The organism is Sphingomonas sp. Leaf34 (assembly GCF_001421805.1).
In the GTDB taxonomy this organism is placed as follows: domain Bacteria; phylum Pseudomonadota; class Alphaproteobacteria; order Sphingomonadales; family Sphingomonadaceae; genus Sphingomonas.
Map to the genome: position 1 here is coordinate 258,787 of NZ_LMLC01000001.1, position 12,985 is coordinate 271,771.

Consider the following 12,985-nt stretch of genomic DNA (forward strand, 5'->3'; position numbering starts at 1 on the left):
TTTCGCATTTTTGCGCGGCGGCAAACGAGGCATTCACAATCCCCCGCCAGAGGGAGGATCGAAGACCGCCCCTTATTTCCTGCGGCGCCACCGCCGGAACAGCCCGCGCTTGTCGAGCGACTCGAACATCTCCGCGGGCCCCTCGGGATCGAGCACTTCGTTGTCCGCCAGCCATTCCTCGACGGATGTCAGATCGGGGACCTCATAGGGCTGCAGCGTCCTGCCCGCGCCGCGCAGCCGCTCGATCGTCGCGATCAGCGAGCCGGTCTGCGCGATAAGATCGCTCACCACCGACACGTCGACGCCGAGATGCTCGGCGATCAGCCCGTCGCGGATCGCGGCGATACCCTTGGTCGTCGCTTCGTCGCTGGCCCGAATCGCCAGATCGCATTCGGTGTCGAGACGCAATGACCGGTTGTTCATGTTCGAAGAACCGAGCCGGAACACGTCCTCATCGGCGATCAGGATCTTGGCGTGGCAATAGATCGCTTCGCCACCGGCCGTGTACGGGTGGTACATCCGCAGCCGGCCATAAGTGTCGCGCCGGTGCAGCGCCTCCATCAGCCGCGCGCGCGCGGTATCCATCGCGATCGGTTCGAGCCAGCCCTGCGCGGTGGTCGGGTTGATGATCACGATCTCGGGGCCATTGGCCTCGCCGAGCCGCTTGGCGACCGCCTCGGCGATCTTGCGCGACGCGAAATACTGACTCTCGATATAAAGATGCCGTTTGGCGCGCGCGATCTGGCCGAGGAACAGCGCCTCGCTCTCATAGACCGGGACCTGATCGGACATTTCGGGTTCGCTGCGGGCGATCGCGACGTCGACGTCGTGAAAATCGACCTCGAGCCCCTCGGGCCAGAGCGTACCGCCCGGCTTGCCCGCCGCCATCTTCATGCCCCCGGCAAGATGCCAGCGGCGCCGGAACAGTTCGCCGAGCGCATGCGCGATCGGCCCCTGCACCGCGCTGATCGCGTCATGCCACGGTTTATAGGGCTTGCCCGATGGCTGGACGCGGTGCGGTTCGTCATCGCGGTGATCGCGTGTGTCCCAGCGGTCCCCGGTCATGTCGATCCCGCCGCAGAACGCCAGCGCATCGTCGATGATGACGATCTTCTGGTGATGCGATGCAGCGGTCGGGTGATGCCCGTCGAGCTTGGTGTGGATGCGCTTGTGCTTCATCCATTTCAGCATCGTGAAGATCGTCGAGCCACGGAACAGCGACTTGATCGCGCCGGTGTCCCAGCGCAGCACGAACACCTCGAGCTCGGGTTCGCGCTCGACCAGCCACAGCATGAAGTCGCCGAGCTTCTTGGGCTCGCCGGGCCGGTCGACGCCGGGCTCGAGCTCGATCCGTGCGTCGAAGTCCCATCCGATCAGCAGAATGCGGCGCTTGGCCGCCATCATCGCGACCCGCGCGGTGCGGAAATACTTCTCCGCATCGACGATGACCGCCATCTGTTCGGCGCGCTCGACCCGCCAGCATTCCGTCCCGACCTGCATTCGCGTCCCTTCGTATGCCCGTCGGCAGTACCCATGGCTGCGCGATTGGTTGCGGATGCACCTGTATCACCGCGCGCCGCGCGCCTATCTAACGCGCTGATGCTTCCTCCTACCCAGCCTCCCGCCCAGCGCAAGGTGATCCATGTCGACATGGACGCCTTCTATGCGTCGGTGGAACAGCGCGACGATCCCTCGCTGCGGGGCAGGCCGGTCGCGGTCGGCGGCTCACGCGCGCGCGGCGTCGTCGCGGCGGCGAGCTACGAGGCGCGGGCCTTTGGCGTGCGCAGCGCGATGCCTTCGGTGACCGCGATCCGGCGCTGCCCCGACCTCGTCTTCGTCCCGCCGCGGTTCGACGTGTACCGTGGCGTGTCCGACCAGATCCGCGCGATCTTCGCCGATTATACCGCGCTGGTCGAACCGCTGTCGCTCGACGAGGCGTATCTCGACGTGACCGAGGACATCCGCGGCCTAGGCACCGCGGCGGCGATCGCAGAGGAAATCCGCGCGCGGATCAAGGCGGATACCGGGCTGACCGCCTCTGCGGGGGTGAGCTACAACAAGTTCATCGCCAAGCTGGCCTCTGACCAGAACAAGCCCGACGGGATGTGCATCATCACGCCGAAACGCGGGGCGGCGTTCGTCCAGTCGCTGCCGGTCAAGCGGTTCCACGGCGTCGGTCCGGTCACCGCGCAGAAGATGGAGCGGCTCGGAATCCTGACCGGCGCCGACCTGGTCGCGCAGAGCCTCGCGTTCCTCCAGCAGCATTTCGGCAGTTATGCGGGGTATCTGTATGGCGCGGCGCGCGGGATCGATCATCGACCGGTGCGGGTCGATCGAACGGCAAAGTCGGTCGGGGCGGAGCGCACGTTCGAGACCAATCTGAGCGACCCCGACGACCTGCGCGCGGCGCTCGACCGGGTTGCGGATGCGGCATGGGTGCGGATCGAGCGGCATGGCACGCGCGGGCGGACGATCACGCTGAAACTGCGCCACGCCGATTTCCGGACAATCACGCGGGCGCGGTCCTCGCACGGCGCGGTGACGGACAAGGCGGCGTTCCTTGCAGCAGGGCTGGAATTGCTGATGGCGCAATTGCCCGTGCCCGACGGGGTGCGCCTGCTGGGTTTGACGCTGTCGGGGATCGTCGGCGACGACGACGAGGTTCAGCCGAGCCTGCTATGACGGCGACCCGCTCTGCGCGCGCGAGCGAGCGAGCGAGCGGCGGGGATGCTTTCCCGTAGACGATGGTTCACCGCGCGTTTACCTTCCGATCCGGGGAAACGGGGGATAGGGCGATCGAACTCTGGTTCATCATCGCAATGGGTCTGAGTGCGGCGGGCTATACGCTCTATCTCGCTGGATTGCAGCGGCATCTGGTCGAGCCCAATCGCGCGTCATGGCTGATCTGGAGCGCCGCCACGGGAATCGAGGCCGCAACCTATGCAGCGGTCAACCCGAACGCGCCGCAAAGCTGGATCTTCGGATTGTCCGCCCTCGCCTGTGCGGTGGTGACGCTGGTGATGTGGCGGCGCTCGCGGTGGCGTGCGCCGACGCCGAGCGAGACGGCGTGCATGGCCGCCGCGTTCGCCGCGATCCTGTTGTGGGTGGCGTTCCACGAGACATTCTGGGCGCATATGCTGGTCGTCGCGGCGGTCCCGATCAGCTTCTGGCCGACCTGGCAGAGCGTGTGGGAGGATCGCGCGCGCGAACGCTCGCCCGCCTGGGGATTGTGGACGCTCGGCGATCTTGCGACGCTGTTGCTGGCGACGCGGACGCACGGCTCGGGGGTCGGCGAGTATGGCTATATCCTGGTCGAGCTGCTCTGCCATGCGAGCGTGTGGTTCATGGTCGGGCTCGCGACGATCAATCCGGTGCGATCGTTCGGGCTGCGACGTGGCCGGTTCTTCATTCTCGACGCGTATCGGCCCGCGGCGAACCTGTTCGCGGTCGGCGAGACGCATCTCGGCAAGGCAGTCTATGCCGCCGCCGGGTTCGCGCAGGGCGAGACGGTGATCCGCTTCTCGGGGCGACGCGTCGGCGCGGATCGCGTCCCCGCGCTGATGCAGGGCACCGACGACCGCTTCGTGCAGATCACCGCGGACAGCTTCATGGGGCCATCGGGACGGATCGACGACCTGATCAATCATAGCTGCGCGCCCAATACAGGTCTCAGATTCGGCGACGATGGCGTGATCCTGATCGCGCTCCGCGATATCGCGCCGGGCGAGGAGATCGCGTGGGATTATTCGACGACGCTGTCGCTGCCCGCGTGGCGGATGCCGTGTGCGTGCGGCAGCGCGGCATGTCGCGGGACGATCGGCGGGTTCGAGACGCTGCCCATCGAGCGGCAGCGCTGGTTTTTGGAACGTGACATGGTCGCGCCGTATCTGCGCGACGTGACACCCGACGTGCGGGCGGCCTAACCCCGCCGTCATTTCCGCCGTCATTCCCGGACTTGGCCCGGGGCGACGACGTCGATCTAGGCCGCCTGGGCCAACGCCTGATCCCCTGCGTGCAGCGTCAGGATCGCCACCGCGCCGAGCCCCGGCCCGTCGCTCTCGAGCTTGAGCGAGCCCTCCATCGCATTCATCGAATTGGCGCACCAGTGCAGCCCCAGACCGCCCGACTTGTGCGCGCGTGTCGAGAATCCGCGTTGGAACAGCGTCGCGGCGATCTCGGGCGAGAACCCCTCGCCGTCGTCGCGGATCGCGATCGTCACGCGGTCGTCCGCCTGCGTGATCGTCGCCGCGATCGAACCGCTGCCGGTGCCGCGCGCGACGATCGATTCGACCGCATTGCCGAACAGATTGCCGATCACCTGGCTGAGGATCACGCGGCTCGCCAGCACCGGGCTCGGCCCGGCGGGGAAGCTGAACGCGATCGACGCCCCTTGCGAATAGCGCGCGATCGTCGCGTTGCGCGCGATGATGTCGCTCACGTCGCACACCTCCAGCACGGGGCGTTCGTGCGCCGCCCGCTGCTGCTGACCGATGATTTCCAGGACGTGCGCCATCGCTTCGCGCCCGATCGTCAGCTCGCGGCGCGTGGCTTCGCGGTTGGCGATTTCCGCCTCTAGCGCGGCGGCGACGAACGCGGCGAGCTTCTGGCGGCGCGCGTCGGGCATGTCGCTGCGCGCGAGTTCGCCGATCGCGCGGTCGATCGTCGTACGGTCGACCGGCGCCGGTTGCGCGATACCCTGGCTGAGGATGGTGCTGATCGGATTGAGCGCGTTGCGGACATTGTGCATCACCGCGACCGCGCTTTCGCTGCGGCCCAGGTCGAACGACTGCACCTCGATCTGCTCGCGCAGGTCCTTCAACTGCCGCAGCATCGCATTGAAGCTGCGGCCGAGCGACCCGACCTCGTCGCGCCGGCCGTCTTCCTCGAGCAACGCAAGCGAGCCCGACGCGCGCACCCGCTGCATATGACCCTCGACGCGGTGGAGCGGACGCAGCACCAGCCGCTCGATCATCCGTCGCAGCACGATCAGCACCAGCAGCAACAGCATCGTCGAGCCCGCGACGGCGAGCAGCAGCATGCGCCGGCCGAGCAGTGACACCTCGCGCGGGACGCTGAACCGCGTGCTGGCGACGGCGTGGCCGTCCGCCCCCGGGATCGGCACCGCGATCGTCAGCTTCGACCGGGTCGGCGTCACCGTCCCGCGGTCTGCGATCGCGGCGAGATCGATCCGTGCGTTGAGCTGGAGCAGCGCCGAGATCTGTCGCGAGGTGATCGCCCGCGCCATCAGCACATAGCCGCGGGCATCGCCGCTGCCGTCCGACCGACGGACACGCGCGACACCGATTGCCGCCACCCGGTCGCCCACCCGCGCGTAGAAACGCCCGGAACTCTGTCGACCGACGACGCGCCCGAGATCCGTGCGGCCGATCATCGCGGTCAACCGGGCGCGCAACGCCGGGCGCTCGACACCACTGACCGGATCACGCCAGCGGGCGATGACGATACGGCCGCCAGGCGTGACATAGGCCATGCCATCGACGCCGATGTTGCTCATCGCGAGCGGCGAGAAACTCTCGCGTTCGAACCGTGCATCGGGATGCGCCATATACGCATAGCTGTCGTTCCAGTCGCCATAATCCCGGACCGCGTTCTCGACCTTGGCGGCGTATTCGGACAGCGCCGCGCGGGTCCGCTCGACATGCCCGGCGATCGCCTTGTCCTCCAGCTTGGTGAAGCTCGGCGTGATGATGCCGGCGAGCAGCAGCGTGATCGCCACTGCCGCGACCAGCCCGACCGCGGTCATGATCAGCACCAGCTTGGCGCCCAGCGACGAGGGCGTCCGCATCCGTCCGAACTGGCGTCCGACCGCTGGCGGCAACCGGCCCATCGCCGCGGATGGCATCAGCCACGCATCCCGAAGGTCTGGCGGATCGGCAGGCCCTCGCTCGAGACGTCGTCCCTGCCGATCAGCGTCCCCGCCTGCGCCATCGCCAGCGCGCGATCGGCGGTCACCGGCCGCGAGAAGAAATAGCCCTGGAGGTGGCTGGCACCCGCCAGGCGCAAGGCCTGGACCTGCGCCTCGGTCTCGACGCCCTCCGCGATCACGCCGAGCCCGAGCGCGCGGCCGAGATGGATGATCGAATGGACGATCGCCGCGCTTTCGCGCTCACGGCCCATCCCGTCGATGAACGACTTGTCGATCTTGAGACAGTCGAGCGCGAACTTGCGGATGTTGTAGAGGCTCGAATAGCCCGTGCCGAAATCGTCGAGCGCGATCCGGAAGCCCATCTGGCGCAGCTTGTAGAGCGTGTCGGCGGCGCGCTCGGCATCGTCGAAGATCGCGGTTTCGGTGATCTCGATCTGGAGCCGCGCGGGCGCGATCCCGGCGCGCTGGACGCTCTCCATGATGTGGCCGACGAAATTGTGGCGGCGGAACTGGCGCGGCGAGAAGTTCACCGAGACATATTGCCCCGGCCATTGCTTGGGCACTTCGAGCGCCTCGCGCAGCACCCAGTCGCCGAGTTCGTGGATGAGGTTCGATTCCTCCGCGATCGGAATGAAGGTGGCGGGGCTCATCGGCCCGTATTCCCTGGTGTTCCAGCGCACCAGCGCCTCGAACCCGACCACCTCGATCGCATCGCGCGAGACGATCGGCTGATAGACCAGGCTGAGCTCGCCCTTCGCGATCGCCTGGCTCAGGCCGCCCTCGACCCGGCGGCGGAAGCGGATGCCCTCGTCCATGCTTTCGTCGAACAGCCGGACGATGCCGCGTCCGCCGCGCTTGGCGTCGTTGAGCGCCAGATCGGCGCGGCGCATGACGTCGACCGGATCGCGCCCCTCGCCGCCCGCGGTGACGACGAGTCCCGCGGATGCGCCGCCCTGAACCGAATTGCCGAACACCTGGATACTGACCGAGCAGGCCGCGACGATCAGTTCGCAGGCCATCACCGCCGCCGCCTCGCCCGAAGGCTCGAACAGGATCCCGAATTCGTCGCCGCCAAGCCGGGCGACCAGCGCGCCGTCGGGGGTCGCGCGGTGGAGGATCGCGCAGATCTCGCGGATCAGCGCGTCGCCCGCCAGATGTCCCAGCGTGTCGTTGACCAGCTTGAACCGATCGAGATCGATCATGACGGTGGCGAACAGCCCGTCGCTGCGGGTCCGTGCCGCCAGCGCGCGGAGGAATGCGAGCCGGTTGGGCGCATCGGTCAGCGAATCATGCGTCGCGATATGGATCGCGCGGCTTTCGTTCGCGGCGAGTTCGGCGGCCTGTTCCTCGAGCTGCACCACTTGCGCCGCCAGCAGGTCGCGCGCGGTCGCCAGGTCGCGGTCGTTCTGCCAGCGCTGCGCCAGCGCGGTCGCGGTCTGGACGATCTCGGCGACCTCGAACGGCTTGGCGATGTAGAAGATCTTGTCGGCGGGGCCCGCAACCTTGCTGATCTCGACCGGCGAGAAATCCGAAAAGCCCGTGACGATGACGATGTTGATCGCCGGGTCGAGCGCGCGGATCCGCCTGGCCGTCTCGCGGCCATCGATCCCCGGTGGCATCCGCACGTCGATGAACGCGACCGCGAACGGCGTGCCCTGCGCCAACGCCCGTTCGACCGCGGCGACCGCATCGAGCCCCTGGTCGCAATGCGTCACCGCGAACGCCGGCGCATCGTCGACCGGTTCGACCACGTCGTCGCCAAACAGTTCGGCGGCCATCGCGTCGAGCGCGTCGGCCCCGTCAGACCGCTGACCGGCGAAGCTCCGCCGGTAGCTGTCGTGCATCGCCGGCTCGTCGTCCACGATCAGAATGTGCATCGAAAACCGCTCCTCGCCGGGCCCGGCCTTCGCCGTCCGGCGATGGCGTTGGTGCCTCCAACTCTTCCTATCGAGCGGTAACGAGATGCGGTTAAGAGGCCGTAAACGACGTTTCGAGATGATGGCCCAGCGCTTGCGCCCCCAGCACGATCGCACCGAGCGGTCCGGCATTGTTGCCGAGCGCGGGGGGGACGATGAACGTGTCGGTCAGCGCGACCTCGGGCAGCGTGATATAGCCGCCCAGGCTGCGCGTCATCGCCGCACGGACGCGGGGGAACAAATGCGACGCCCCCATCACGCCGCCGCCCATGACGATCCGCCGCGGGATCCCCGTCAGCACCAGCGTATGGCACAGCTGCCCCAGCGCGTCGGCGACGCCATCCCACACCGGATGCTCGGCAGGCGCCTCGTCCGCGGGATGGCCGATCCGCGCGGCGATCGCCGGGCCGGCGACGAGCCCCTCGATGCAGGCACCGTGGAACGGGCAATTGCCGATCCAGTCGTCGCCTTGGAACCGCGCGGGTCGGATATGGCCGAGTTCGGAGTGCGTCAGTCCATCGACCGGGCGATGGTTCGCGATCATGCCGGCGCCGACGCCGGTGCCGACGGTGACATAGGCGATATCGGGCAGCCCCTTCGCCGCGCCCCAGAACGCCTCGGCCAGCGCCGCGCCGACGACGTCGCTGTGAAACCCGGTCGGCACGCCGTAGCGGCGCTGCAACCGACCCGCGACATCGGTGCCCGCCCAGCCCGGCTTGGGCGTCGACGTGATGTGGCCGTAATCATGCGAATGGCGATCGATCGAAACCGGACCAAAGCTGGCGATCCCGATCGCCACGAACCCGCTCCACCGGTCGAGCACGGCCTCGATCGCCGCCATCGTCTCTTCGGGACGGGTGGTCGGGATACGCACGGTTTCCTCAATCTGATCGGGACCTCGCGCAAGGATGCAGATGCATTTGGTCCCGCCGAGTTCGATACCTGCGACCAGAGGTGCTTCCGTCATCCCAAACTCCCAACATTTCGTGCCCGCCCGCTTCCTTTGCCCGCGCGCTCCCGTCAAGAGGGACGCGCGGCGCGCGCAGCGCGAGGCAGGTCCGGCCATTCACAGTGAACGATGATTTCGTCTGCTGTCGATCTGCCCGATCGTGCGTTATGCCTGTCGAGTTCATCCAAACAGACAGGAATTTGCGATGGCAAAGAAGCCCCCCAAGCCTACCGATATCGCTGGCGCCGTCTCGGCCGAGGCACAGCCACAGTACAAGGTCGAGTATCGCGAGATCCAGCCGTACGGCACGCTCAAGCGCCTGCCGATCGCGCTCGAGGACAATGCCCGCGCGCAGAGCGTCGCAACGCTGAACCAGGTTCTCGCGGACACGATGACGCTCCGCGACATGTACAAGAAACATCACTGGCAGATGTCGGGCGCAACCTTCTACCAGCTCCATTTGCTGCTCGACAAGCATTACGAGGAGCAGGCGGCGCTGGTCGATCTGGTCGCCGAGCGGATCATGGCGCTGGGCGGCATCTCGATCGCGATGGCGCACGACGTCGCCGAGATGACGACGATCCCCCGTCCGCCCAAGGGCCGCGAGGACGTGCCGACGCAGCTCGCGCGGCTGCTCGAAGCGCATGAGATCATCCTGCGCCAGGCGCACGAGGGCGCCGAAGCCGCCGACGAGTCGGGCGACGACGGCACCAACGACCTGCTGGTGAGCAACATCATCCGCACGCACGAGCCGCAGGTGTGGTTCCTCGCCGAGCATCTCGCCGCCACCGAACTGGTCCGCGACGACAAGTAAGCCGGGCTGCCCCGCATTCCCTCGTTTGAGGGGATGCGGGGAATTACGTCGCTCGGCTTGCACACCGTAACCCGTTCCGCCCTCCCCACGCCATCCTGACTTTCGTCAGGATGACGTGGGGGTTTGGCGCGCCGGAAAGCGAAGCCCGTTATTCGACGGTAACGCTCTTCGCCAGATTACGCGGCTGATCCACGTCCGTGCCCTTGAGCACCGCGACGTGATACGCCAGCAGCTGCACCGGCACCGCATAGACCAGAGGCGCGATCAGCGGGTGGACCTTGGGCATCGTGATCGTCGCCATGCAGCCCTCGCCGGCCGCCTGGATCCCGTCGTAATCCGAGATCAGCACGACCTTGCCGCCGCGCGCCATCACTTCCTGCATGTTGCTGACGGTCTTGTCGAACAACGGCCCCGACGGTGCGATGACGATGACGGGGACATGCTCGTCGATCAGCGCGATCGGCCCGTGCTTCATCTCGCCCGCGGCATAGCCCTCGGCGTGGATGTAGCTGATTTCCTTGAGCTTCAGCGCACCCTCGAGCGCGAGCGGATAGTCCGTCCCACGGCCGAGATACAGCACGTCGCGCGCGCCGGCGACGTTGTGCGCCATCGCCTCGATCGCCTCGTCATACGCCAGCGCGCCGTTCAGCGCGGCAGGCGCCTCCGACAGATGCCGGACGATCTCGCGCTCCTGGTCCTTCGACAGCAGCCCCTTGGCGCGCGCCAGATTGGCGGCGAGCGCGGCCAGCACCGCAAGCTGACACGTGAAAGCCTTGGTCGACGCGACACCGATCTCGGGGCCGGCATGCGTCGGCAGCAACAGGTCCGCCTCGCGCGCCATCGAACTGGTCGGCACGTTGACGACGACCGCGATCTTCTGCCCCTCGGCCCTGGCGTGGCGCAGCGCCGCGAGCGTGTCCGCGGTCTCGCCCGATTGCGAGATGAACAGCGCAAGGCCGCCCTCCTCCATTACCGGCGCGCGGTAGCGGAATTCGGAGGCGACATCGAGGTCGACGGGGACGCGCGCGAACTGCTCGAACCAGTATTTGGCGACCATGCCGGCATAGAAGCTCGTCCCGCACGCGACGATCGTCACGCGCTTGATGGTCGAGAGGTCGAACTCGGGGATCGGCAGCGAGACCTCGCCCTCCATCCGCTTCAGATACGAGCGTAAAGTCTGCGCGACGACGATCGGCTGCTCGTAGATCTCCTTCAGCATATAATGCTTGTGGTTGCCCTTCGAGATCACCTCGCCGGTAATCCCCGACAGCGTGATCGCGCGCTCGACGGGCGTGTTGTCGCGGTCATAGACCTGCGCGCCGTCGCGCGTCAGCACGACCCAGTCGCCCTCGTCGAGATAGGCGATACGCTGAGTCAGCGGGGCGAGCGCGAGCGCGTCCGAGCCGAGATACATTTCACCGTCACCATGGCCGACGACCAGAGGTGAGCCAAGCCGCGCGCCGATCAGCAGATCAGGGTGCTGACGGAACAGGATCGCGAGCGCGAACGCGCCGTGCAACCGCGGCAGGATCTCGCGGACCGCGGACACGGGGTCCATCCCCGCCTCGACCTTCTCGCTGACCAGATGCGCGACGACTTCGGTGTCGGTCTCGCTGGTGAAGGTGCGGCCCCGCGCGATCAGTTCGTCGCGCAGCGGCTTGAAATTCTCGATGATGCCGTTGTGGACGACTGCGACTTCGCCCGTCGCATGCGGGTGCGCGTTGTTGGTGGTCGGCCCGCCATGCGTCGCCCAGCGGGTATGCGCGATACCGGTCTTGCCGGGCAGCGGGTGCGCGGCGAGTTCGTTCGCCAGGTTGACGAGCTTGCCCGATGCGCGACGCCGGTCGATCGCGCCGTCATGGTCGGTCGCGATCCCCGCCGAATCATAGCCGCGATATTCGAGGCGTTTGAGGCCATCGAGCAACCGCCCCGCAACGTCTTCGCCGCTCAGAATTCCAACGATGCCACACATCAGATCTTACTCCAGAAACGCGCTTATCGGGCGGCCTTGCGGGCTGCCATCTTCTCACGGAACCGCGCGGCCCAGCCGGGCCTGGCGACCTGTAGGGGACGGACCAGCGCAAGCGCATCGGCCTCGACGTCCTGCGTCACGACCGAGCCTGCCGCGACGATCGCGCCCGCGCCGATCGTCACGGGCGCGACGAGTGCGGAGTTCGAGCCGATGAACGCGCCGTCGCCGACGACCGTACGGTATTTGAAATAGCCGTCGTAATTGCAGGTGATCGTGCCCGCGCCGATGTTCGCGCCCGCACCGATGTCGGCGTCGCCGATATAGGTCAGGTGGCTGACCTTCGCGCCCTTGCCGATGATGGCCGTCTTGACCTCGACGAAATTGCCGACCTTGGCGTCCGCACGCAGGTCCGCGCCGGGGCGCAGCCTTGCAAACGGGCCGACATTGGCGCCGGCCCCCACGGTTGCGCCCTCGACATGGCTGAACGCGTGGATCGTCGCGCCATCGGCCACACGCGCGCCGGGGCCGAAGACGACGTTGGGTTCGATCACGACGTCGCGGCCGATGACCGTGTCGTGCGCGAACCAGACGGTATCGGGTGCGATCAGCGTGGCGCCGTCGGCCATCGCCTGCGCGCGTCGCGTCGCCTGCCAGGCGCGCTCGACGCCGGCGAGTTCGCCGCGACTGTTGACGCCGGCGACTTCGTCCGCGCCGGTTTCGATCACGGCGGAGGCGCGGCCATCCTCGCCCGCCAGCCCGACGATATCGGTCAGGTAATATTCGCCCGCGGCATTGTCGTTGCCGAGCCGGTCGAGCAGTGCGAACAGGTCGGTCGACCGCACCGCCATCAGCCCGGAATTGCACAGCGTCACCGCGCGTTCCGCCGCCGACGCGTCCTTGTACTCGACGATCCGGTCCATCCGGCCCGCGGCGTCGGCGATCACGCGACCATAGGCGCCGGGCTCGGCGGGGCGGAAGCCGAGCACAATTACGGCCGGCGTGTCGTCACCATGCAACCGGTCGATCATCCGCTGCATCGTCGCGGCGGTGACCAGGGGCACGTCGCCGTAGAGGATCAGCACGTCGCCTTCGAACCCGGCGAGTGCCGCGCGCGCCTGCGCAACGGCATGGCCGGTGCCGAGCTGTTCCGCCTGAAGCGCGGTGGCGATGCCCAAGGGCGCGACCGCGGCCTCGACCTGCGCGCGCCCGGCCCCCGTCACGACGACCGTCTTGGCGGGGTGCAGCGTCGCGGCGCTCGCGACCAGATGCAGCAGCATCGGCCGCCCGGCGATCGGGTGAAGCACCTTGTGCAGATCCGATTTCATCCGCGTCCCCTTACCCGCGGCGAGGATCACGACGGCGATAGGGGGGGCGATAGGGGGGGCGCTGGGGGGAGCGCTGGGATCGCCCGGAATCGGCTGGTCGTTGGAAAGCGTCGTCATGGAAG

Annotated in this window: 9 protein-coding genes; 3 read left to right on the top strand and 6 right to left on the bottom strand. The window is 67.5% G+C overall.

From position 1 onward, the window contains the following. Positions 1–72 precede the first annotated feature (72 nt). On the bottom strand, positions 73–1,500 hold the full coding sequence (locus tag ASF00_RS01190; RefSeq protein ID WP_055872992.1) for a phospholipase D-like domain-containing protein: 1,428 nt from the start codon (positions 1,498–1,500) through the stop codon (positions 73–75). A gap of 99 nt (positions 1,501–1,599) precedes the next feature. Between ASF00_RS01190 and dinB the strand changes: the two genes are divergently transcribed. Further along, entirely contained in the window at positions 1,600–2,682 is a 1,083-nt protein-coding gene (gene dinB, locus ASF00_RS01195) for a DNA polymerase IV (protein ID WP_055872997.1), read from the top strand. 62 nt (positions 2,683–2,744) lie between these two features. Next, positions 2,745–3,923, top strand: coding sequence for an SET domain-containing protein (locus ASF00_RS01200; protein WP_055872999.1), 1,179 nt, complete (start codon positions 2,745–2,747; stop codon positions 3,921–3,923). Between the two features lie 56 nt (positions 3,924–3,979). Here ASF00_RS01200 and ASF00_RS01205 read toward each other — a convergent pair whose 3' ends face one another. The 3 genes from ASF00_RS01205 to ASF00_RS01215 form a co-directional block, all read right to left on the bottom strand. After that, positions 3,980–5,863 (bottom strand): CHASE4 domain-containing protein, encoded by a 1,884-nt coding sequence (locus ASF00_RS01205; protein ID WP_235525535.1) that lies wholly within the window; start codon positions 5,861–5,863, stop codon positions 3,980–3,982. Beyond that, positions 5,863–7,764 (bottom strand): putative bifunctional diguanylate cyclase/phosphodiesterase, encoded by a 1,902-nt coding sequence (locus tag ASF00_RS01210; RefSeq protein WP_055873002.1) that lies wholly within the window; start codon positions 7,762–7,764, stop codon positions 5,863–5,865. Before ASF00_RS01210 ends, ASF00_RS01205 begins: the two co-directional genes overlap by 1 nt. Before the next feature lie 91 nt (positions 7,765–7,855). Further along, positions 7,856–8,770: an ROK family protein gene (locus tag ASF00_RS01215; protein WP_055873005.1), complete on the bottom strand. Its 915-nt coding sequence runs from the start codon at positions 8,768–8,770 to the stop codon at positions 7,856–7,858. Between the two features lie 187 nt (positions 8,771–8,957). On the opposite strand from ASF00_RS01215, the gene ASF00_RS01220 reads away from it, so the two are divergent. After that, a complete protein-coding gene (locus tag ASF00_RS01220) occupies positions 8,958–9,566 on the top strand; it encodes a Dps family protein (protein WP_055873008.1) in 609 nt (202 codons plus the stop codon). Between the two features lie 148 nt (positions 9,567–9,714). Here the strand turns inward: ASF00_RS01220 and glmS are convergent, their stop codons facing one another. Both glmS and glmU read right to left on the bottom strand, forming a co-directional pair. Further along, a complete protein-coding gene (gene glmS, locus ASF00_RS01225; RefSeq protein ID WP_055873011.1) occupies positions 9,715–11,538 on the bottom strand; it encodes a glutamine--fructose-6-phosphate transaminase (isomerizing) in 1,824 nt (607 codons plus the stop codon). A 23-nt stretch (positions 11,539–11,561) separates the two neighbouring features. Further along, positions 11,562–12,980 carry a bifunctional UDP-N-acetylglucosamine diphosphorylase/glucosamine-1-phosphate N-acetyltransferase GlmU gene (gene glmU, locus ASF00_RS01230; RefSeq protein WP_082463155.1) on the bottom strand — a complete coding sequence of 473 codons (1,419 nt, stop codon included), beginning with the start codon at positions 12,978–12,980 and terminating at the stop codon, positions 11,562–11,564. Between the last annotated feature and the right edge of the window lie 5 nt (positions 12,981–12,985).